Below are 22,558 nucleotides of genomic sequence, written 5' to 3'. Positions count from 1 at the left end.
CTCATCCATTAAGAACGGATGATGGACTCAATTTCAACTGGATCAACCGGGACCCCACGGGAGATTAAGTCGCAACCATTGGCGGTTACTAGAGCATCATCTTCAATCCGGATCCCAATATTCCAATAGGCTTCTGGAATATCTTCCGCAGGACGAATATAAAGACCGGGTTCGATGGTCAGCACCATGTTCTCTTCAAGCGTGCGCCAAGGTCTTTCGGTATCAGCTTGAGTCACAGTATGAAGTTCTCGATAGGATCCGACGTCATGAACATCCATGCCTAACCAATGGCTAGTGCGGTGCATATAAAAACGCTTATAGGCTCCCGTCTCAATGGCATGGTCGAGAGAGCCAACTTCGCTAATCCGAATTAATTTTTCATCCATCAAACCTTGGGTAAGAACTTTTACTGCAGCTTGGTGTGGATCGATAAACGAACGGCCAGGGCGTGTTGCATCAACCGCCGCTTGTTGGGCTGCGAGTGTAATGTCATAGAGCGCACGCTGGGCACTGCTAAATCGTCCATTAATTGGAAAGGTTCGGGTGATATCGGAGGCATAACCATGAAGCTCACACCCGGCATCAATCAGACACAGATCGCCGTCCAAAAGTTCAGCCGATCCTGCGCGGTGATGCAACACACAGGCATTCGCACCAGCGGCCACTATGCTGTTATAGGCAACACTCTCAGCCCCGTGGTAACGAAATTCATAGAGCAACTCGGCCTCTAATTGATACTCACGCTTTCCAGGCTTGCAAGAGCGCATGGCGCGAATGTGAGCCTGGGCCGAGATGGCTGCGGCTTGCCGCATGATGGCGATTTCCTCAGGATCTTTAAACAACCGCATTTCATGCAAAATGACTTCAATGTCATGAAATACTTCAGGAGCATTGACGCCCATGCGCGCCCGTTGACGCACTGTGTTCATCCATCCGCGCAAAGACGCATCGTCTTGAGAGGCTGTAGCAAGTTTGATGTATACCGCGTCTTGATCCGCTAAAAAATCCGGCAGTTTTTGGTCTAGCTCTGAGTTTGGGTACGCAGCGTTTATGCGTAAATGGACCGGCGCTTCTTGGGGGCCTAAGCGGTATCCATCCCATATCTCGCGTTCAAGATCTTTGGGTCGACAGAAGAGGTGGGTCTCATAGCTAGATTTTGTAACCAGCATCACCAGGGTAGCGGCAGGCTCTTCAAAACCGGTGAGGTAAAAGAAATCGCTGTCATGCCGATAAGGAAAATCGCTATCTCGATTGCGTACCTTTTCGGGGGCCGTTCCCAGAATGACTACCCCGCCACCTGTTTTGGCTTGAATAATCGATGCCAAGCGATCCCGGCGCTGTTGGCAGGCATTCATGAGCGGATGATGCGAGTTTGGACGATTCATTTTTAAGTTCTTAGGATCGATTCAGTTCAGCTAAGCGTTCGGGACTACCTACATCCTGCCACGAACCTAAATATTTTTCACCGGAGATTTGATGATTGACCATTGCCCTGCGTAAGATGGGGGCTAATTTAGCACTTTCTCCCCGATTTAAGCCCTCAAACAAGCTCCGATGGTAGATGCCAATCCCTGAAAATGTCAGTTTTGGACAGTTGGCATTCGAATGCTCCTCCCCACGTACGATGACGCCATCGAGATAAAAGTCGCCTGTAGGGTGGTGCGGTGGATTGGGAACCAAAATGAGATGTGCTAAGAACTGTTCTTGATTACGGAGTTGTTCAGTACGTTGGATCAATGCTTGAATCGGAAAATTAGGACTATAAACATCCCCATTGATTACTAGAAAGAAATCAGTCGGGTTGAGAATGGGTAATGCTTGGCAGATTCCCCCGGCTGTCTCCAAGGCGGTTACTTCCGGAGAATACTGAATCGACAATCCATAGTTACGACCATTGCCAAACGCTGCCTCGATCTGTTGACCAAGCCAGGCATGATTGATCACCACATGTTGAACACCAGCCTGCTGGAGTGATTCCAGATGCCAGTTCAGTAAGGACTTGCCCTTGACCTTTAAAAGCGGTTTCGGAGTATGGTCGCTTAATGGGCGCATACGCTCCCCACGACCAGCGGCTAGTAAAAGACAAGGTAGATGCTGTGCGGTCATCGATGGTGAACAGTTGAAGACGACTGCTTAACGACTTGATCCAAAATCCGCAAAAGAGGCTTAAAGCAGCTGTAACGATTTGCAACCGCACGCGTGTATTTGAGAACCAAGGGAATATCGTTTAAGTAATTGGCTTTGCCATCACGATGATATAAGCGCGCAAAGATACCCAAAACTTTCAGGTGACGCTGTAGGCCCATCCATTCAAAGTCCCGATAAAAATCAGCAAAATCAGACGGAACTTTCAAGCCGGAGGCGCGAGCCATATCCCAATACTCAATCAAGAAATCAAGCACCTCTTCTTCGGTCCACTCAATATAAGCGTCGCGTAATAAAGAGACGATGTCATACGTAATCGGACCATATAGGGCATCTTGAAAATCCAAAACCCCGGGATTATTAGGTGAGCAATGCATTAAATTGCGCGAATGAAAATCGCGATGGACGTATACCTGCGATTGGGCAAGATTATTTTCTTTAATCAACTGAAAGATCGCGTGAAGTTGATTTTTCTCATCATTACTCAAAGCATATTGATGATGGCGCTTTAAATACCACGCATCAAATAGATCGAGTTCGCGCTGCAGGGTTGCATCATCATAGGGGGGTAAAACACCCTCACGACTCGCAAGCTGCATTTTTACCAAGGCTTGGCTGGCATCTCGGTAAAGCGCTTTTGCATTACTAGGTGATAAGGCGCTCAGATAGGTCTTGCTTCCTAAATCACTGAGGAGTAGGAATCCTTTTTCCTGGCTTTCTTCAAGAATGAGTGGTACATGAAGACCTGCATCTTTCAAAAGATTGGCGACCTGAATAAAGGGTAAAACGGCCTCTTTATCGGGTGGGGCATCCATCACAATCAGGCTGGGATATTGGGGGTGAGAGCTGGCAATTCGGAAGTAGCGCCGAAAGCTCGCATCTGAGGAAGCAGGGGCCAAGCTGGCAGTCTCTAGCCCCCAGCGGCCTACTTGGCTATCAAGCCATTGATTCAGTTGAATTAAGCGATTGTCAGGCATGATCGATTCGTATAATAAGGCTGTCAGGATCCATGAGTCATTATCGCCTTCGCGCCGGCATCAGCGCCTATCTCGCATCTTTAAAGACCCCGTACGCGATCCTGGGCCGGGGGTTAATGCTCACCCCTTTAATGCTAGCCATGCCGCTGATGGCCCAAAACTTGGGCCCAGTTGTTAATACCATTTCACCATTACTGCCATCGCCACAACAAAACCAGACTCAACAAGAGTTACAAAAGCAAGCCCCTATTCCGATTGGTGAGTCGCCTCGACCACTGCCAGTTGGATCCCTCCCAACCACAACTTTAGTTCCTAGCCGGGCTGAGGTAACGGTTTTAAAGTTAGATGATCAGTTACGGGTTGGCAAACCGATTCCAGATAGTGAGGCCTTGACCTTCTCCTTTAGCGATGAAATTGATGGTGTGGTTGATCGTCAAATGAACTTGAAGGGACGTGCTCAAATTCGTCGGAACGACACCGTCATTAAGGCTGATGAAATTAATTATGACCCCGATACTGATATTGCAAATTTAATTGGTAATGTTGAACTTATTAAAGGAAATACTCAGTTCTCGGGACCACGCGCACGCTTTAAGGTCGATGCACGCGAAGGCGAGATGGATAAACCGAAGTATGAGCTTCGGGAGGTGCGCGGGCGTGGTCAAGCGAATAAGTTAACGATTGAGTCGGCCGACGTCTTTCTCTTCGATAAAGCCACCTATACCACCTGCAGTCCAGACAATTTAGATTGGTATTTCACAGCTAGTCAGATTGAGGTTGATCAAGAACAAAAACAAATGACGGGCCGCAATGGCGTGATGCGTTTTTTTGATGTGCCGATTGCGTATGCACCTTACTTTAGTTTGCCTACCTCAAATCAACGTCGCTCTGGATTGTTGGCACCTGTGATTGGTTATAACTCGAATAATGGTTTAGATATTGCCCAGCCTTATTACGTCAATATTGCACCCAATCGCGATCTTACCGTTACACCTCGGTTCATGAATCATCGCGGGACATTACTAGGCGGCGATTTTCGTTACATTGATCCCAAGTATTCAGGAACGTTGAGTGGTCAGTTCTTGAACTACGACAAAATTTTAGGACGCGATCGCTGGAAGTACGACTGGCAACAGCGACAAATGTTAGGCCGAGCGTGGAATGGATACGCGAATGTCAGTAAGGTGTCGGATAACTTATATCCGATTGATTTCTCGTACGGCATCGGCGGCGCAGTGACGAATCAGTTCCGGCAAGAGGTGGGAACTAACTATGGCGGAATTAAAAACTGGAATTTCACAGCACGAGCACTGACCTTTCAAACTTTGCAGCCAGACCCAACGGCACCGGTTACTTCTCCCTACAACATCCTTCCGCAAGTTACCGCCAATTATCGTAATCAGCGTGCCTTGGGTACCCCTGGATCATTCTCGGGTGGATTTAATCGAACTCCCGATATTACATTCGGCGCGGATTTCACTCGCTTTTCATACAACACCAATAATTTGTATGCGCCTGCATCCGGAATGCCCCAGGGAGGCTCATTTACTCAGGCCGATCGAACGGTGATTCGGGGCAGCATTGCCATGCCCCAAATTACCCCTGGCTATTACTTAAAGCCAAAACTTAGTTTTCAAGCCAATCAATATTCTGGCGTGCTCACAAATAGTCCATCGACTTCGATTAATCAATCGTTAAATCAACCCATTCAAGGATTTGCTTTGCCAACCTTTAGCTTGGATTCAGGTTTGGCGTTTGAGCGCGATGCAACCGAAATGAAAGGCTTTTTTGGGCGCGACATGATTGTGACCATGGAGCCTCGAGCTTTTTATGTCTACACCCCATTCCAGAGTCAGGCGCAGACCCCACTATTTGATACTGCTGATGCGGGCTTTGGTATTACTCAAATATTTAGTGAGAACACCTTTGTGGGTAATGACCGCGTGGCTGATAACAATAAATTAACCATGGGATTAACGAGCCGTGTTTTAGAAACGAATACTGGTGCAGAGCGAGCTACAGTAACGCTGGCCCAGCGCCAAGATTTCACAGGTCAACGAGTGGGTTTAAATGGCACGATCCAAAACCCCACGCGATACTCCGATACACTGGGTGCCAGTACGATCCGTTTGCTAGGGAACTTTAACGTCGATTTGTTTGGGCAGTACAACACCCAACTCAACCGCTTTGTGCAAAGCAGTGTGGGTGCAGGGTGGCGACCCACCCCTGGACGTAGCCTTAATTTTGCGTATCGTAACGTCTGGAACCCTCCGACGATAGCTGGTAATACGGGCGTGACTCAGACCGATCAATACAATGTATTTGGTGAGTGGCCAATATTTAAAAAATATCGTGTATTGGGCCGTTGGGGATACGATGCCTTGACAGCAAAGACCTTAAACACATTGGTGGGATTGCAGTACGACGAAGATTGTTGGACCGCTCGTTTTGCTTACTCCCAAGCCCGTAACACCTCCCAGATCACCACTACCCAAGTCCTTTTTCAATTAGAATTTAGAGGTTTTGCTAGTGTTGGAAATAACCCAGTCGATGTGATGCGCCTGAACGTACCTGGATACCAACCAGTAGCTAAGCCTTTGCCACCTTCACCCTACGAAAATTATCAATAATGACTTTGTGTCGTGATTCATTCCAAAAGTTCACTGTGCTCCGTTATTTGATGGCATTTGGATTCTTGGGCGTGCTGTTTAGTCAGCCATTAGGCGCACAAAATAATCTTTCTGCCAATGAGCCTAAGATCATCAATATTGATGGGGTGGTAGCAGTTGTTAACACCGGGGTTGTAACACGTAAAGAAATTGATGATCGAATTGCTTCGATTCAAAAGCAAGCACCAGCCGGAGGAAAAAAACTGCCAGAGGGTGATGAGCTGCGTAAGCAAGTTCTTGAGAACTTGATCTTAGAGAAGATTCAAATTCAAGAAGCTGAGCAAACCGGTTTAGCTGTCAATGAAAAAGAGCTCAATAAGATTATTGAAGATATTGCAACTCGCAATAAGTTGACCTTCAATGAATTTCGGGAGACAGTCACTAAATCAGGCATGAGTTTCCAGCGCTATCGTGAGTTATTGCGTGAGGATGTTCTAAAAGCGCGTTTACGAGAGCGAGAGGTTGACTCACAAATTAAGATCTCCGATGCTGAAATCGATAACTTTATTGTCGAGCAGATGCAGCGTCGCGGGACAGAGCCTGCCGCAGCAGGCTCGGGTCCTGAAGAGATTGCGGTTGCTCAAATTTTTATCCCGGTCGAAGAGGGGGCTGGTCCAAGCGCTCAAGCTGAGGCCAGAAAGCGCGCCGAAACCATATTAAAGGAAGCACGTGGTGACGCTGATTTTATGCAATTGGGTGCTCAAGCTAATAAAGAAAACGCTCGTATTAAGTTTCAGGATCTTGGCTATCGAACCCAAGATCGTTTACCTCAAATCTTTGTTGAGGTGGTGCGCAATCTTGGTCCTGGCCAGGTAGCACCATCGGTGGTGCGAAGCCCAGCCGGCTTTCATGTTTTAAAAGTAATGGATCGACGCGCCAGTGGCACTGGAGCACGCGCAGCAACCAGTAATACCAATCCCGCGGATCTTACCCCGCAGAATATGATTGTTACGCAAACACTAGCGCGACATATCCTGATTCGTCATCGTCAAGGATTGCAAGATGCGGATGTCGAGCGACGCCTACAAGGCTATCGTGATCAGATTCGTGCCAAGACCGCTGATTTTGAGTCTTTAGCAAAGAAATTCTCGGAAGATGGCTCAGCCCAGAACGGCGGTATATTGGGCTGGATGGGTCCTGGCGAATTGGTGCCTCCATTCGAGATTGCCATGAACCGTTTGCAAATCGGCGAAGTGAGCGATCCGGTTAAGACCGAATTTGGTTGGCATTTAATTCAAGTGCTAGAGCGGCGCGATGCGCAACTAACGGTTGAGAAGCAACGCGAGTTTGCTCGAGCCGCCATTCGAGAGCGTAAGTTCGAGCAAGCTTACCAAGACTGGTTGCGCCAATTGCGCGATACGGCGACTGTCAAGATTTTGAATCTGGATGAGCAAGTCCGTTAAGCTCGCACTGAGTACTGGGGAGCCAGCTGGCGTTGGTCCTGAAGTTTCATTAGCGGCTGCCAAGGCCTTCGTAGCAGCTTATGCGGATGTGGAAGTTGGCTTATTTGGTGATCGGCAGTTATTTACAAATGAGGCATTGCCACCCCAAATCCAAATTTTGCATATCCCTCTAAATTACCCACCACAACCGGGTGTTCTTAATCCGGCTAGTGCGCAGTACGTACTTTCTTTGATTCGTAAGGCTAGCGATTCATGTCGAGTTGGTCAACATCATGCACTGGTTACTGCTCCGGTTCAAAAAAGTATTTTGGATACACCGCAGTCACCATTTACAGGGCATACTGAGTTTTTGGCTGACCTCGATCACCAGCACCAGGTCGTCATGATGTTATGTGGCGAAATCCCTCAGGCACTTAGTGGCAAAGGCCAGGCAATCGCCTTGCGAGTTGCTCTTGCCACCACCCATTTGCCTATTCGTCAGGTTGCTGGCGCTATTCAGTTTGAGTCGTTATTAAAGACCCTGAGAATCATGCAACAAGATTTACAGGCGCGCTTTGGGATAGCAAAGCCTCGCATTGCGGTGACTGGCTTAAATCCCCACGCTGGAGAGGATGGTCATCTTGGTCGCGAGGAACATGAAGTGATTATTCCTGTGATTGAGGCTGCTAAACATGAAGGGATCCTGGCTTTTGGGCCGTACCCGGCCGATACCTTATTTCATGCGGATCGCTTGAGTTCATTTGATGCAGTCTTAGCGATGTACCATGATCAAGGTTTAGCCCCCTTTAAGTTTGCAAGTTTTACGGAGGGAGTGAATGTTACTCTGGGTCTCTCATACATCCGCACCTCCGTTGATCATGGCACAGCTCTCGATATCGCTGGGCAGGGTAGGGCGGATTGGCGCAGCATGTTTGCTGCTCTTCGCCTCGCAAGAGAGTTGGCTCTCACGAAATTGAAGCACGATGCATCGAGCACGTAAGCGCTTTGGTCAGAACTTCCTGATGGATCAGGGAGTCATTGCTGCGATTGTGAATGCTTTAAATCCTACGCCTGGCATGCACGTTCTTGAAATTGGTCCAGGATTGGGTGCTTTAACCCGACCCTTACTTGAGCGCCTTGAAAAGCTCGAGGTTCTTGAGATCGATCGTGACATTGTTCATACATGGCAAGAAGCAAAACAGCGAGAGCGCTTAGACGGCCTAATTATTCACGAAGGGGATGCCCTTCAATTTGATTTTGCTAGCTGGGCTAAGCAAGCTAAGCTATTGAAAGAGCGCTGCGCCTTCATTGGCAACCTACCATATAACATTTCATCGCCGTTGCTCTTTCATCTGATTGCTGCAGCGCCATGGGTCGATGAACAAATCTTTATGTTACAGGCTGAAGTTGTAGAACGTATCACTGCACCGGCGGGCGATTCGGAGTACAGCCGCTTGTCGGTCATGCTGCAAGCAAGGTACCACGTCGATTACTTGATGGACGTGCCGCCGACTGCGTTTGAGCCGCAACCCAAAGTAGATTCAGCAGTGATTCGGATGATTCCGCGTGCCGATTTTTCTTTAACACCAGCTCAATGGGATGCGCTCAGTCAAATTGTAGCCTTGGCTTTTTCTCAGCGTCGCAAAATGCTACGCAGTAATTTACAGAGTGTTTCTGAGCAATTAAATCTGACCGATACGGAACTAAAAGCGCGTGCCCAAGATATTTCAGTGGAGCGTTATGTTCAGTGGGCGTTGATGCTGTCAGAAAAATAATTATTTGGCTTGATAAGCCGCCGGGTCAATTCGTCGCATTTCACCCTCGATCCAGGTTTCTACAGCCTCGTGTAATTGATCCCCAGATTTGCCTTGGGAGGGGATTGACGGTCCAATGGAGACTGTAATGAGCCCAGGGTACTTCAAAAAACTATTTCGTGGCCAGTAGCGACCGGCATTATGGGCGACCGGTAATATGGTTGCTCCCGTGAGTCCGGCTAAGCGGGCCCCGCCTTTGCGATAGGGTTTATGGGATCCAATGGGGGTACGGGTGCCCTCTGGAAACAAAATCATCCATTTACCTGCTTTTAAACGCTCCTTACCTTGATTAGCAACCGATATTGCGGAGCCGCCCGCATCGGAGCGATTGATATGAATCATATTCAGTAAGCCAATCACCCAACCAAAAAACGGAATCCAAAGTAGTTCACGTTTAAAAACATAGCAGAGATCTTTAGGAAAGATCTGTAAAAACGCAATGGTTTCCCAAGCCGATTGATGCTTGCTAAGAATCACCACAGGCTGATCAATCACTGCCTGAATGTTTTCTTTTCCTAGAACTTCAAACCGAACCCCACAAAAGACTTCCAGGAAAAAGATAATACTTCGACCCCAGAACTGAATGATGCGATAGCGTGTATGCTCGTTTAGAAACGGAAATGTAATTAAGCAAAAAACCGCATAGAACGGCGTGTACGTTACAAGACTAATCAAAAAAAGGAGTGAACGAAGCCAAATCATGAGTGAGCCAAGATCGATTGTGCAAAACTCATTAAATCTTCATGGATCTGTGTATTGCTAGGTAATTCAGATCTGGTAACACCCCGGCCTTTTCCTGTTAGGACCAAGTGCGGAGTGGCGCCAAGAGCCGTTCCTGCTAAAAGATCGCGCAGTGAATCGCCCACGATGGGAACATTGCTTAATGGCAAAGCAGGGTTTTCAGGACTTTTTAAATAACGGTTTGCAATTTGGTGCATTAAGCCCGGTTTGGGCTTGCGGCAATCGCATTGATCGGCATCGGTGTGGGGGCAAAAGAAAATACTATCTATCTTGCCGCTCAGTGGTTTAAGCAAATCCATCATTTTCTGGTGCATCGCATGTAACTCATTGAGGCTGTAATACCCACGGGCGATACCCGACTGGTTGGTGGCAATGGTTAGGATATAGCCCGCCTGAGAGAGTAGCGCGATTGCCTCTAGGCTATTGGGAATCGGGATCCACTCATCGCATGACTTCACATAATCGTCGCGATCTTGATTAATTACTCCATCACGATCCAAAATAATGAGCTTATCAGCTTTAACGGTCATGCAAGTTTGCCAATATCGGCGACTAAATTCATTTGTTGGTGGAGGCGTTGCAGTAGGGCAAGACGATTATTTCGAAGCTCGATGTTCTCATCCATCACCATAACATCTGCAAAGAATTGATCGACTGGCTTACTGAGTGAGACTAGATCTTGCAATAGACCAATCAATTGTTGGGCTTGAAGTTTTTGATCAAGGCGTGGTTGTAATTGAGTAAGAGCCGTGTATAAATTTTTTTCTGCTGCAATCGTGAGCAAACTTGGATTGATCTCTGCACTCACTTTGCCATCGACCTTCTTCAGGATGTTACTAATTCGCTTATTGGCTCCAGCGAGCGCGGCCGCTTGCGGTAATTGATTGAAACTTCGAATGGCCAGTAAACGTGCAATGAGATCGTTGAGTTTTTGCGGATGGGTGCTCAGGACCGCATCAATTTCTAAGGGGCTAAATGTAGCGCCATCAACGGCTTGATCTTTTAAATATGCTTTTAATCGATCCAGAATAAACTGATAGATAACTTCTTCATCAACCTCGACCTTCAAAACTAGATTTGAAAACTGCTGCTTCGCAAGCCCAATCAGTTGCTTGAGATTGAGTGGTAAATTCTTTTCTAATAGCAGACGGCAAATCCCCAAGGCATGGCGCCGCAGTGCATAAGGGTCCTTATCGCCTGTGGGAGCAAGACCCACACCCCAAATCCCAACAATCGTTTCTAACTTATCGGCGATCGCCAATACGGTTCCTACCAAAGTTTCCGGTAGAGAGTCCCCAGCAAATCGGGGGAGATAGTGTTCGTAACACGCGGCAGCAACATCCGGCGCCTCATGATTAGCCAAGGCGTAGTAGCGCCCCATGACCCCTTGTAGTTCAGGGAACTCGCCAACCATATCCGTTAATAGATCAGCCTTAGCAAGTTGTGACGCACGGTCAACTTCTTGAGGGTTAAGCACAAACCCAGCTTGATTGAGGCTACTAGCAATTGCACTGGCTAAGGCTCGGACCCGCTCCGAGCGTTGCAGCTGATTTCCCAATTGATTGTGATAAATCACTTTAGCTAAATCCGGAACGCGTGATTCAAGAGTGCGTTTTTGATCTTGAAGATAAAAGAAGCGAGCATCAGCCAAACGGGGGCGAATAACGCGCTCATTCCCAGAAATAATTGACTCTGGTTGATCCGTTTGGATGTTTGAGACGATGAGGAAACGATTGCTTAGTTTGCCGTTTTGATCAGTTAAGGCAAAGTATTTCTGATTGGTTTGCATCGTCAGAATCAAGCATTCCTGAGGAACTTCCAAAAACTCAGGATCAAACTCGCAGGTATAGATCGCCGGATACTCCACCAAGGCGGTGACCTCATCCAAAAGAGCGTCTGGCATTAAAACCCGTAAACCCTTGGCAGCCTTTTGTAACTCAGATTCAATATAAGCGCGGCGTTTGGCAAATGACGGGATTACTTTTGCAGCCTCAAGTTGGGGTTCGTATTGCTGCGCGTCCCCAATGGTAATGATTCCAGACGATAAGAAACGATGCCCCTCGGTTTGGTTGCTTGCATCAATCCCTAAGGCATGAATCGTAAGGGTCTTCGATCCGTGTAGTGCAATGATGCGGTGTACGGGTCTCGCAAATTGGACTTCTTCAATAGCACCTGATTGCGCTTCGATCTGGTAATGCATCATCTTTGCGATTGGTAATTGGTCGATGGCGTCTGCTAAAGCCGATTGCAATGCTGATTCTAGACGCGCACCTGTGGCAATCGTATTTAAATAAAGCGCCTCATTTTTACCTTCACCGCTACGTTCTAATTGATCGAGCGGAGTATCGGGGTGACCCAAGCTTGCCAACTTTTTGGTAAGCGCTTGACTGGGTTTACCTTGTGCATCATAGGCAATTGAGAGTGGCAAGAGTTTCTCGCGCACTGGATAATCGGGTGCTTGATCCAAAACATCACTAATGAGAACTGCCAAACGTCTAGGGCTGGCAAATGACTCACAGGTACTGCTAGTACTTAGTAACTGTGCTTTCTTTAAACTTTCGTAGATTGATTGCGAAAAGGATTCGCCTAAACGTTTGAGTGATTTTGGGGGAAGCTCTTCGGTAAATAGCTCGAGCAGCAAGGGGAGATGGTTCATATGGAATTAATGCCTTAATGCGCTTTAGTTTGCAACATGGGAAATCCCAGTTGTTCACGTGATTCGTAATACGCTTGCGCGACCAAGCGCGACAGATTGCGAATACGACCGATGTAAGCAGCTCGCTCCGTGACCGAAATCGCCCCGCGCGCATCAAGCAGATTAAATGTATGGGCTGCTTTTAGAACCATCTCATACGCAGGTAGTGCAAGCGCTTGCTCCATTAAGCGCTTTGCTTCGCTTTCATACTGATTAAAGTTTGCGAACAGGAAGTCTGTATTGGAGTGCTCAAAGTTATAGCGCGACTGTTCTACTTCGTTTTGGTGATACACATCACCATAGGTCACGCCGTCCGTCCAGACGAGATCAAATACATTGGAGCAATTTTGCAAGTACATCGCTAAGCGTTCAATTCCGTAGGTAATCTCACCCAATACGGGTTTGCAATCTAAGCCACCCACTTGCTGAAAATACGTAAACTGAGTCACCTCCATCCCATTGAGCCAAACTTCCCAGCCAAGGCCCCACGCCCCTAAGGTTGGGTTCTCCCAGTCGTCTTCTACGAAACGAATATCGTTTTTCTTTAGATCAAGCCCTAAAGCCTTTAAAGAGCCTAGATATAAATCCAAGATGTTGGCAGGCGCTGGTTTTAAAACAACTTGGTACTGGTAGTAGTGTTGCAAGCGATTTGGGTTTTCACCATAACGACCATCCTTGGGACGGCGTGAAGGTTGAACATACGCTGCTTTCCATGGTTCAGGACCAATGGCTCGCAAGAAGGTGGCAGTATGTGAGGTGCCAGCCCCGACTTCGAGATCGATGGGTTGCAACAGCGCACAACCCTGTTGGTCCCAATAATCTTGAAGTTTGAGAATAATTTGTTGAAACGTTAGCATGCGACACAATGATTTTTTAGATAAGACCTTGATTTTACTCGGCAAACCAAGGACTTGTTAAAAAATCAGTTCGGTCGTGTTCTCCGCCAATAGCCAATTCCCAAGGCAAAAAGTACCCAGATCAAAATCGGCCAATTGCCCCAAACCACATAGGGCGTGCGTCCTTCGAAGGCTTGTACACGCAACTCAAGCTCGCCCTGCACAAATTGCGGAAGGCTTGCCACGACTCGTCCGCGCTGATCAATCACCGCAGTGATCCCAGTATTAGTGGCACGTAAACTGGGTAAGCCAGTTTCGAGAGAGCGTAATTGGGAGAGGCGTAATTGCTGCATGGGGGCTTGCGATTGGCCAAACCAAGCCAAGTTCGTAACGTTCACTAAAAGATTAACTGGTTCTCTACTATTACGAATTCGGGTGGCGATTTCGTTACCAAAAATGTCTTCGTAGCAAATTGAGATGGCCGCATAAAGCGGGCGATCTAGATTGGAGGGGGGGCGAATCAAAAATGGCGCCTGATCAATTGATCCTCTGGCAAAGTCACTCATCGGCACTTTAAATGAATCCACAAACCACTGAAAACCTGGAGGAATAAATTCGCCAAACGGAACCAAGTGATGCTTATCGTAGTGGAAGATGGGCTGTTGGTTAGAAAAGCCACTGACCCGGTTGGAATACTGAACCGCAGTGTCGCCTTTGGCAATTTTGCCAATTAAGCCGAGTAATACATGACTATCGGTTTCATTCACAAATGCTTGAATGCGTTCAATCGATTGATCAGGAATGTCTGGTTCGGGCCAAGGAAATGCGGTCTCAGGAGCAATGATTAAATCAGCCGGAGCTTTAATAATTTGATCCCGATAAAAATGGATTTGTTTCAGGATGTCAGCGGGATTAAATTTGAGGCTTTGTTCAAAGTTCCCCTGAATTAGGCGTACCGAGATGGGTGAGTCTTTGGGGCTGGTGAATGACCACATTCCCAAAACCTGGACAATTGCAACCACTCCTACTACGCCAGCGACATTGCGAGGTCGGGACTGACTCAATTGCAAGGCAGCCCAGATAAATAAAAAGGTACAAGCTAGGCCACCTAAGTAGGGTGCGATATTTGCAAATGGACCATTCACTTGCGACTCGGCAAATCCCATCCATGGAAAGCCAGTAAAAATCTGACCTCGTAAATATTCAGTTAGTACCCATGCTGCAGGAATCGCAAGGGATCGCCACGCCGAATCATTGACTTGCTTTGCAATCAGATTGGCTAACCCAAAATAGACCGCCATTAGACTGGCTAGGGCGAAAACAGCAAGGCTTGATAACCAGATTGCCATTCCGCCGACATCGTGCAGGCTAATAAAAATCCACCAAAGGGCGATTACAAAATAACCAAGACCGAGTAAGAATCCATCCCGAAATGCCTGACTGGATTTAGCCTCGCTACTCCTACTTAGGATGTATAAAGTGTAAGCAAATAAGACTATTTGAATATAGCCACTAAAGGGAAGCTCACTCGCGATTGCTAAGAGAACCCCTAAAAAAACAAGTAAGGCGCTATAAATAATGGGATTGGCCTGAAGACGACTACTTTGCAATTAAGAATCGACGGCAGAAACGTTGGGGGTTGCAATGCGGCGCATTAGAAGAATATGGACCTGACGGGGATCGGCACGTTGAACCTCGAATTCGAAACCATTCATGCGAACCCGCTCACCAAATTTTGGTACTCGACCCAAATGTTGAATCACCAGTCCAGCCACAGTTTCCACATCTTCAGCCGAGAAGTCAGTTTTTAACTCATCGTTCAGTTGTTCTAATTCAGTCATGCCCTTAATGCGATAGTCGCCATTTTTTAAGACGGTGATATTGTCGGCGTCCTCATCGATGTCATGCTCATCTTCAATATCACCAACAATTTGCTCAATCACATCTTCAATGGTGATCATGCCAGCCACGCCACTGTATTCGTCAACCACAATGGCTAAATGATTGCGGTTATTGCGAAAGTCTTTGAGCAAGACGCTTAAGCGTTTTGACTCAGGAATAAAAACAGCCGGTCGCAGCCAGTCTCGAACCTGAAAATCTTTTTCAGTGAAATGGCGTAAAAGATCTTTTGCTAACAGAATGCCGATGACTTGATCTCGATTGCCTTCATACACTGGGAAGCGCGAGTGGCCAGTTTTGACCACATCCGCAATGATTTGTGACAAGGGAGCATTGATGTCAATCCAGTCAATTTGGGCGCGAGGTAGCAATATATCGCGAGCAGATAATTCGCCAACTTGAAACACCCCCTCGATCATCGAAAGTGCATCGGCATCCATGAGCCCATCCGCTTGGGCTTCACGAAGAGTCTCAATCAGCTCTTTACGCTGCGCTTTGGGATCAGAGGATTGGTCAGAAAAAAACGCGCTTAGGCGATCAATCAGGCTATTTGACATAAATTAGTAGACAGCATAAAACATTTTTATGACAGTCAGTTCAAGCATGGATTTCTAGTAGGGGTTTGGAAAGCCAAGCGATTGCAAGATCTTGATTTCAAGCGCTTCCATTTGTTTAGCATCTTTTGGCTTTAGATGGTCATAGCCTTTGGCATGCAAGCAGCCATGAATCAAAAGATGGGCGAGGTGTGCCACGAGCGACTTTTGTTGCTTTTTGGCCTCTGCGCGCAGAATTGGTAAACATAAAACAATGTCTGCTTCAATCGATTTGCCCTGTGTTGGATAGGAAAAAGTGAGGACATTGGTGGGCTTATCAAAGCCCCGAAAAAATAGATTGAGATCATGGGCCTCGGCTTTATTCACAAACCGAATCGTGAGTATTGCCTTACTTTGAAAACAGGCTCCAGCCCATTTACGAATTTGCGCCAAACTCGCAATACTCAAAACCTGGTTTTGCAAGGCTTGCGTGGCGAACTGAAGATCGAGGTTTAGGGTTTGGCTCATGAATCAATTAGACCTAAGAATGAACAATTTCTCCGCGTAGGGTGTGCTTCAGAACTTCGGTAACTTTAACGTCAAGCATCTGTCCAATCCATTGATCGACGGCGCTGTGATCAGAATCACCCTCAGGAATGATGATATTGACCACGCGATTATTTTCGGTGCGCCCCATTAGGTGCGCGTTATCACGAGTGAAGCCTTCAATCAGGACCCGTTCATGATTGCCTAGCATTGCTTGGCTGACTGTAAGCGCTTGAGAATCAATTTGGGCGATCAAACGCTGCAAGCGCTTTAACTTGATTTCATAAGGGGTGTCGTCCTCCAGATTAGCTGCGGGAGTACCAGGCCTCGGGCTAAAGATGAATGAGTAGCTGTTATCAAACTGCAGCTCAGCCACCATATCCATCAGCTTCTCAAAGTCAGCTTCGGTTTCCCCGGGAAAGCCTACGATGAAGTCACTCGAGAGCGAGAGATTGGGACGAACGGAGCGCATTTTACGAATAATGCTTTTGAACTCTAAGCTCGTATAGCCCCGCTTCATGGCCGACAAAATTTTATCCGAGGCGTGTTGCACGGGAAGGTGTAAATGACTGACTAACTGGGGGACGCGATCATAAACGTCAATGAGGCGTTGGGTAAATTCTTTGGGATGACTGGTGGTAAACCGAATGCGTTCTAGCCCCGGGATCTCTGACATGTATTCGAGGAGCAGGGCAAAATCAGCAATCTCAGAAGTTTGGCCCATAAGACCGCGATAGGCATTGACGTTTTGACCCAATAGAGTGATCTCCTTCACACCCTGCTCAGTGAGACCTACAATTTCAGTGAGTACATCCTCAAAGGGACGAGATACCTCTTCACCGCGTGTATACGGCACCACGCAATAGCTGCAGTACTTCGAGCAGCCTTCCATGATGGAGACGAAGGCGGAACCTTTGGTCTGACGTGAGCGAGGGAGATGATCAAACTTCTCAATCTCTGGAAACGAGATATCCACTTGCGATTGTCCAGTGGCAAGTCGCTGGTCAATTAATTTTGGCAAACGGTGCAGGGTTTGTGGGCCAAAAACAAAATCCACATGCGGTGCTCGATTAATGATCTGTTTGCCTTCTTGGCTAGCAACGCAGCCGCCAACGCCAATTAAAAGGTCGGGCTTTAACTGCTTTAACTCTCGCAGACGGCCTAGGTCAGAGAACACCTTTTCTTGGGCTTTTTCTCGGATAGAGCAGGTATTGAGCAAGATGACATCAGCATCTTCTATTTGATCCGTTTGGTCCATGCCTTGAGCAGAATGAAGGACGTCGGCCATTTTGTCCGAATCATACTCATTCATTTGGCAGCCAAATGTTTTGATATAAAGCTTTTTCATACGCCGATCTCAGGTTTATAACTGGGGGCAAGCTTCCTATTGTAGGCGATTCTTAAGCGCGTTCAGGCCCTTGAAATCGGTCAAGATGCCCCAATATGTAAAACAATCAAAAATTGAACAAAAAAGGACATTTACCAATGAGTACCGTAAAAGAAACCCTTGGTTTTCAGGCCGAAGTAAAACAGCTTTTGCAGTTGATGATCCATTCCTTGTATTCCAATAAGGAAATCTTTTTGCGAGAGCTGATTTCAAACGCCTCGGATGCCGCTGATAAGTTACGCTTTGAGGCGATGACCCATTCTGACTGGTATGAGTCAGACCCCGAGTTAAAAATCAAAATCAGCTTTAATAAAGAGGCTAGAACCATCACGATTAGTGATAACGGAATCGGCATGAGCCGCGATGAGGTGATTGCTAATTTAGGAACCATTGCGCGATCGGGCACAAAAGAGTTTTTTACAAAACTCTCGGGTGATCAGCAAAAGGATGCAGCCCTGATTGGTCAGTTTGGTGTTGGATTCTATTCAGCATTTATTGTGGCTGACAACATCATCGTGGAAACACGACGTGCTGGTTTGCCCGCATCCGAGGGTGTGCGTTGGGAATCCCAGGGTTCTGGGGAGTTCACGATTGAAACCATCAATCGTCCAGAGCGTGGCACCTCGATCACCTTGCACTTGCGCGAGGGCGAAGATGAGTTACTTTCTTCATGGAAATTGAAATCCATCATTCGTAAATACTCGGATCATATTTCTTTGCCAATCCAGATGCACAAGGAAGAATGGGATGAAGAAAAGAAGGAACAGGTCACAAAAGATGAGTTTGAGACCATCAATCAAGCAACCGCCTTATGGGCTAGACCAAAGTCAGAAATTACAGACGAGCAGTACAAGGAGTTCTACAAACATATTTCCCATGACTTTGAAGACCCTTTAACGTATTCGCATAATCGGGTTGAGGGGCGCAGTGAGTTCACCCAACTCTTATTTATTCCCAAGAAAGCCAATTTTGACCTTTGGGATCGCAATAAGCGCAATGGCATCAAACTCTATGTCAAACGCGTCTTCATCATGGATGACGCTGAACAGCTCATGCCCATGTATCTTCGCTTTGTCACGGGCGTGATTGACTCTGCTGATTTACCACTGAATGTCTCTCGTGAAATCTTACAAGAATCGCGTGATGTCAAAAGTATCCGTGAAAGCTCAACCAAGCGAGTTTTAACGATGCTTGAGGAGCTAGCTAATAGTGAGGATGCTGCCAAAAAAGAGCAGTATGCCCAGTTTTGGCAAGAGTTTGGTCAAGTCCTTAAAGAGGGGATCGGAGAAGATGTCGGCAATCAAGAGCGGATTGCAAAATTAGCCCGCTTTGCTAGTACGCATACCGATTCTGCCGAGCAAACGGTTGCGCTTGCGGATTACGTTAGTCGTATGAAAGAGGGGCAAGACAAGATTTATTACGTCACCGGAGAATCCTATACCGCTGCCAAGAATAGTCCTCACCTAGAAATCTTTAAGAAAAAAGGCGTTGAGGTTCTATTGTTATCCGATCGAGTTGATGAGTGGTTGTTGTCCTATTTCCATGAGTTTGACGGTAAAGCCTTGGTATCCGTTGCAAAAGGTGGCCTTGATCTCGGTGCCTTGGCCGATGAAGCTGAGAAAAAGGAACAAAAGGAAACCGAAGAGCAGTACAAGGACTTGATCGAGCGCATGAAAAAATCACTCGATGGCAAGGTGAAGGATGTGCGTGTCACCTTACGTTTGACGGATTCGCCTGCGTGTTTAGTCGCCGATGAGCATGAGCTCTCCGCGAATCTGTTGCGGATGCTCAAGGCTGCGGGTCAGCAAGCGCCGGATAGCAAACCGATTTTAGAAATTAATCCACAACACCCCTTAGTTCTAAAACTAAAATACGAGGATAAGCAATTCGACGATTGGGCAACAATTTTGTTTGATCAGGCATTGCTTGCGGAAGGCGGTCAGTTACAAGATCCCGCTGGATATGTAAAACGTATTAATCAAATGCTATTGGCATAAAGGATTGGGTATGAGAGCAGTAGTATCTCGATTTGGTAGCGGTCATTTTCAGCAGGCCCTTCAAGTCGGCAATGATCATTTTGTCTCGGATGTTGATCAAGACAAGGGCGGTAATGCCTCGGGCCCATCGCCTCATGAGTATTTGGGGGCTGCCTTAGCTGCCTGCACAGGCATGACCCTCAAAATGTACGCCAAGAGAAAATCGTGGGATCTGCAGGATGCGATTGTGACAGTGAATATTGAGCGAGAAAACGATATCGAGAAATTTAAACGCTCAATTAAGCTTGTAGGTATCACTGATGCAGAGCAATCAGAGCGATTACTTGAGATTGCCAATAAATGCCCTGTTCACAAGGCACTCATTGGCACGATTGAAATTAATACTGAATTACTTTGAGCCCGATGAGGAGCTATTGGAGTTGGTAGAGCTTGCTTTACCAGCTTGATAGCCTTTGTTGTATTGGGCTTGCTTGTCTTTCTCATACATATCGTAGACATAGCCAGAGGCTGCACCAACTGCCGCACCACCCACCGCACCCCAAATGGGGTTGCTATGGAAAATAGCAGCACCGACTGCGCCCGCAGTTGCGCCAATTGCGCCACCCGATAAAGTACGCTGTTGAGTAGTGTCCATATTGGAGCAACCCGTTATCAACAATGCGGAACCAAGAATGATGGGAATAAATTTTTTCATGATCACGTTCTCCTAAATGAAATGATTATTTGCCACAAGGAAAGCGACTGGCAAGATAACGCAGTGCACTATCTGCCGCAGGCGTATTGTTGTATTGCTGATTTTGCTTCGCCCAATTGACGTAATCCGCGATTACGCTATCCACAGGAGGGGCGGGTTGCTTCAGACAAATAAAAGGCTTGGCGTTGGTAGGGTGACGTGTCACTAAATAGGTGTCATAAATAGCCGTTGAGTAACCAACACAAAATGATCGGTATTCTGAGCTGGCGGGCAATTGACAATACTTGACGAGCTCTTGCGTACTCAGTGCCTTATCTTGAGCAGCAATAGGTGCACTTAGCAGCGCAAAACCAATACCTAAGCCAAAAACAATTTTTTTCATAATTAAACCTTATTAAAAATATGCACCACCTAGGTGCAAAATTAGGAATTTAATGCCCCATACCTAACCATAATAATGAAAATTAATTCATAAAAATAGGGGTATTTCATGGATGCAATCAAATCAGGGGTGGATACCCTTTTTATTTTGCTGGGCGCAATCATGGTTCTGGCAATGCATGCAGGCTTTGCATTTTTGGAACTTGGTACCGTTCGCAAGAAAAATCAAGTTAATGCTTTGATTAAGATTTTGGTGGACTTTTCAGTATCTACTATTGCGTATTTCTTCATTGGGTACAGCATCGCTTACGGTGTTCATTTTTTCTCCAGCGCTGAAGTGCTTGCTCAGAAAAGTGGCTTTGATCTCGTTAAATTTTTCTTCTTACTGACATTTGCTGCTGCAATTCCAGCCATCATTTCCGGTGGAATCGCAGAGCGTGCCAAATTTAATCCTCAATTAATTGCTACTTTTGTGATTGTTGGTTTTGTATACCCATTTTTTGAGGGCATTACATGGAATCAGCATTATGGAATTCAAACTTGGATTAAGGAGTTGACCGGTGATGAATTTCATGATTTTGCTGGTTCAATCGTAGTTCATGCGGTTGGTGGTTGGTTGGCTTTGCCAGCGATCTTGTTATTGGGTGCACGTCGTGGGCGATATTCGAAAGAGGGTCAGGTTGCAGCACATCCACCTTCAAGTATTCCATTTTTAGCTTTGGGCGCTTGGATTCTGACGGTCGGATGGTTTGGCTTTAATGTCATGAGTGCGCAAACGATTGATAAGATCAGCGGATTAGTCGCCTTAAACTCACTGATGGCAATGGTTGGCGGCACCGTTGCGGCATGGTTTGTAGGGCGTAACGATCCCGGTTTCTCCTACAACGGACCTCTTGCTGGCTTGGTAGCGGTTTGTGCTGGTTCCGATTTAATGCACCCCCTGGGCGCTCTCGTGGTTGGCTTGGTGGCAGGTGCTTTATTTGTTTATATGTTCACGAAGGTACAGAATCGTTGGAAGATTGATGACGTACTTGGTGTTTGGCCTTTACATGGTTTGTGTGGTTTGTGGGGCGGTATAGCAGCAGGAATCTTTGGAAGTACTGCACTCGGTGGGCTTGGCGGAGTTAATGTCCTGGCCCAAACAATCGGTAGTGTATTAGGGATAACGATCGCTTTAATTGGCGGTTTCCTGGTGTACGGACTTCTTAAAGTAACGCTTGGGATTCGGATGTCTCAAGAAGAAGAATTCGACGGAGCCGATCTGAGCATTCATAAAATCTCTGCTACCCCGGATCGTGACTCTAATTGGTAGCCCAGACTCTCTATAATTAGGGCATGGCAATTTATGAGTTAGATGGGATATCTCCAGAATTAGGTGAAGGCGCTTGGGTGTCGGACTCTGCCGAGGTGATTGGGCGTGTTCATCTCGGCAAAAACGCAAATGTCTGGCCACGCGTCGTGATTCGGGGCGATAACGAGCCGATTCGCATTGGAGCTGGTACGAACATCCAAGACTCTGCAGTTTTACACTCTGACTATGGCTGGCCGCTCACCTTGGGCGAGAACGTATCGATTGGTCATCAGGCGATGGTGCATGGCTGCACGATTGGTGATGGTAGTCTCGTTGGAATTAATGCTATCGTCCTTAATGGCGCCAAGATTGGTAAAAATTGTCTAGTCGGCGCTGGTGCTTTAGTTACGGAAGGGAAAGAATTCCCAGACGGTTCCTTGATTATTGGATCGCCTGCGAAAGCGGTCAAAACGCTAAGCTCAGAGCAAATTGCTGAGATGAATCGCATCTCCTCGCATTACGTCGAGAACGCTGCACGTTACCGCAAAACCCTCAAGAAAATTTCCTAGGC

The 22,558-nt window shown here is 46.9% G+C and carries 21 protein-coding genes; 8 read left to right on the top strand and 13 right to left on the bottom strand.

Going from position 1 to position 22,558, the window contains the following annotated elements; translation table 11 throughout:
- Positions 1-8: 8 nt before the first annotated feature.
- Genes QUE61_RS08560 through QUE61_RS08550 form a run of 3 tightly spaced genes read right to left on the bottom strand, consistent with a single transcriptional unit; the run spans position 9 to position 3,122 of the window.
- Positions 9-1,385: an aminopeptidase P N-terminal domain-containing protein gene (locus QUE61_RS08560; RefSeq protein ID WP_286306810.1), complete on the bottom strand. Its 1,377-nt coding sequence runs from the start codon at positions 1,383-1,385 to the stop codon at positions 9-11.
- A 10-nt stretch (positions 1,386-1,395) separates the two neighbouring features.
- Positions 1,396-2,106: an N-acetylmuramate alpha-1-phosphate uridylyltransferase MurU gene (gene murU, locus QUE61_RS08555; protein WP_286306809.1), complete on the bottom strand. Its 711-nt coding sequence runs from the start codon at positions 2,104-2,106 to the stop codon at positions 1,396-1,398.
- Positions 2,103-3,122: an aminoglycoside phosphotransferase family protein gene (locus tag QUE61_RS08550; RefSeq protein ID WP_286306808.1), complete on the bottom strand. Its 1,020-nt coding sequence runs from the start codon at positions 3,120-3,122 to the stop codon at positions 2,103-2,105. Before QUE61_RS08550 ends, murU begins: the two co-directional genes overlap by 4 nt.
- 32 nt (positions 3,123-3,154) lie before the next feature.
- Between QUE61_RS08550 and QUE61_RS08545 the strand changes: the two genes are divergently transcribed.
- From QUE61_RS08545 to rsmA, 4 genes are read left to right on the top strand one after another with little or no spacing between them, the layout of a single operon-like run.
- A complete protein-coding gene (locus tag QUE61_RS08545; protein ID WP_286306807.1) occupies positions 3,155-5,752 on the top strand; it encodes an LPS-assembly protein LptD in 2,598 nt (865 codons plus the stop codon).
- A gap of 35 nt (positions 5,753-5,787) precedes the next feature.
- Positions 5,788-7,194, top strand: a complete 1,407-nt coding sequence (locus QUE61_RS08540; protein WP_286306806.1) for a peptidylprolyl isomerase — start codon at positions 5,788-5,790, stop codon at positions 7,192-7,194.
- Positions 7,178-8,173: a 4-hydroxythreonine-4-phosphate dehydrogenase PdxA gene (pdxA, locus tag QUE61_RS08535; protein WP_286306805.1), complete on the top strand. Its 996-nt coding sequence runs from the start codon at positions 7,178-7,180 to the stop codon at positions 8,171-8,173. The genes QUE61_RS08540 and pdxA overlap by 17 nt, the downstream gene beginning before the upstream one ends.
- Complete coding sequence (gene rsmA / locus QUE61_RS08530) at positions 8,157-8,948, top strand: 16S rRNA (adenine(1518)-N(6)/adenine(1519)-N(6))-dimethyltransferase RsmA (protein ID WP_286306804.1); 792 nt, start codon at positions 8,157-8,159, stop codon at positions 8,946-8,948. Before pdxA ends, rsmA begins: the two co-directional genes overlap by 17 nt.
- Here rsmA and QUE61_RS08525 read toward each other — a convergent pair whose 3' ends face one another.
- From QUE61_RS08525 to miaB, 8 genes are all read right to left on the bottom strand, one after another.
- Complete coding sequence (locus tag QUE61_RS08525) at positions 8,949-9,689, bottom strand: lysophospholipid acyltransferase family protein (RefSeq protein ID WP_286306803.1); 741 nt, start codon at positions 9,687-9,689, stop codon at positions 8,949-8,951.
- A complete protein-coding gene (gene gmhB / locus QUE61_RS08520) occupies positions 9,686-10,258 on the bottom strand; it encodes a D-glycero-beta-D-manno-heptose 1,7-bisphosphate 7-phosphatase (protein WP_286306802.1) in 573 nt (190 codons plus the stop codon). Before gmhB ends, QUE61_RS08525 begins: the two co-directional genes overlap by 4 nt.
- Positions 10,255-12,384, bottom strand: a complete 2,130-nt coding sequence (gene glyS / locus QUE61_RS08515) for a glycine--tRNA ligase subunit beta (RefSeq protein WP_286306801.1) — start codon at positions 12,382-12,384, stop codon at positions 10,255-10,257. The genes gmhB and glyS overlap by 4 nt, the downstream gene beginning before the upstream one ends.
- Before the next feature lie 14 nt (positions 12,385-12,398).
- Positions 12,399-13,280: a glycine--tRNA ligase subunit alpha gene (glyQ, locus tag QUE61_RS08510; protein ID WP_286306800.1), complete on the bottom strand. Its 882-nt coding sequence runs from the start codon at positions 13,278-13,280 to the stop codon at positions 12,399-12,401.
- Positions 13,281-13,345: 65 nt separating this feature from the next.
- Positions 13,346-14,869: an apolipoprotein N-acyltransferase gene (lnt, locus tag QUE61_RS08505; protein WP_286306799.1), complete on the bottom strand. Its 1,524-nt coding sequence runs from the start codon at positions 14,867-14,869 to the stop codon at positions 13,346-13,348.
- Positions 14,870-15,715 carry an HlyC/CorC family transporter gene (locus tag QUE61_RS08500; protein WP_286306798.1) on the bottom strand — a complete coding sequence of 282 codons (846 nt, stop codon included), beginning with the start codon at positions 15,713-15,715 and terminating at the stop codon, positions 14,870-14,872.
- Between the two features lie 54 nt (positions 15,716-15,769).
- Positions 15,770-16,219: an rRNA maturation RNase YbeY gene (gene ybeY / locus QUE61_RS08495; RefSeq protein WP_286306797.1), complete on the bottom strand. Its 450-nt coding sequence runs from the start codon at positions 16,217-16,219 to the stop codon at positions 15,770-15,772.
- A gap of 13 nt (positions 16,220-16,232) precedes the next feature.
- Positions 16,233-17,585, bottom strand: a complete 1,353-nt coding sequence (miaB, locus tag QUE61_RS08490) for a tRNA (N6-isopentenyl adenosine(37)-C2)-methylthiotransferase MiaB (RefSeq protein ID WP_286306796.1) — start codon at positions 17,583-17,585, stop codon at positions 16,233-16,235.
- A 137-nt stretch (positions 17,586-17,722) separates the two neighbouring features.
- Between miaB and htpG the strand changes: the two genes are divergently transcribed.
- Positions 17,723-19,621, top strand: a complete 1,899-nt coding sequence (htpG, locus tag QUE61_RS08485; RefSeq protein ID WP_286306795.1) for a molecular chaperone HtpG — start codon at positions 17,723-17,725, stop codon at positions 19,619-19,621.
- 10 nt (positions 19,622-19,631) lie between these two features.
- Positions 19,632-20,018 carry an OsmC family protein gene (locus tag QUE61_RS08480; RefSeq protein ID WP_286306794.1) on the top strand — a complete coding sequence of 129 codons (387 nt, stop codon included), beginning with the start codon at positions 19,632-19,634 and terminating at the stop codon, positions 20,016-20,018.
- Here the strand turns inward: QUE61_RS08480 and QUE61_RS08475 are convergent.
- Together QUE61_RS08475 and QUE61_RS08470 are read right to left on the bottom strand one after the other, a co-directional pair.
- Entirely contained in the window at positions 20,010-20,315 is a 306-nt protein-coding gene (locus QUE61_RS08475) for a glycine zipper domain-containing protein (RefSeq protein ID WP_286306793.1), read from the bottom strand. The genes QUE61_RS08480 and QUE61_RS08475 overlap by 9 nt on opposite strands.
- A 25-nt stretch (positions 20,316-20,340) precedes the next feature.
- Complete coding sequence (locus QUE61_RS08470; protein WP_286306792.1) at positions 20,341-20,697, bottom strand: Rap1a/Tai family immunity protein; 357 nt, start codon at positions 20,695-20,697, stop codon at positions 20,341-20,343.
- Positions 20,698-20,805: 108 nt separating this feature from the next.
- Here QUE61_RS08470 and QUE61_RS08465 point away from each other — a divergent pair, with 108 nt between their 5' ends.
- Together QUE61_RS08465 and QUE61_RS08460 are read left to right on the top strand one after the other, a co-directional pair.
- Positions 20,806-22,008: an ammonium transporter gene (locus QUE61_RS08465; protein ID WP_286306791.1), complete on the top strand. Its 1,203-nt coding sequence runs from the start codon at positions 20,806-20,808 to the stop codon at positions 22,006-22,008.
- 23 nt (positions 22,009-22,031) lie between these two features.
- Positions 22,032-22,556 carry a gamma carbonic anhydrase family protein gene (locus QUE61_RS08460; RefSeq protein ID WP_286306790.1) on the top strand — a complete coding sequence of 175 codons (525 nt, stop codon included), beginning with the start codon at positions 22,032-22,034 and terminating at the stop codon, positions 22,554-22,556.
- The last annotated feature ends 2 nt before the right edge of the window (positions 22,557-22,558 follow it).

Origin of the sequence: Polynucleobacter sp. HIN5 (assembly GCF_030297555.1) — a bacterium.
Lineage (GTDB): Bacteria > Pseudomonadota > Gammaproteobacteria > Burkholderiales > Burkholderiaceae > Polynucleobacter.
Note: the sequence above shows the minus strand (reverse complement) of the source record. Positions and strands in the feature narration are given on the sequence as shown.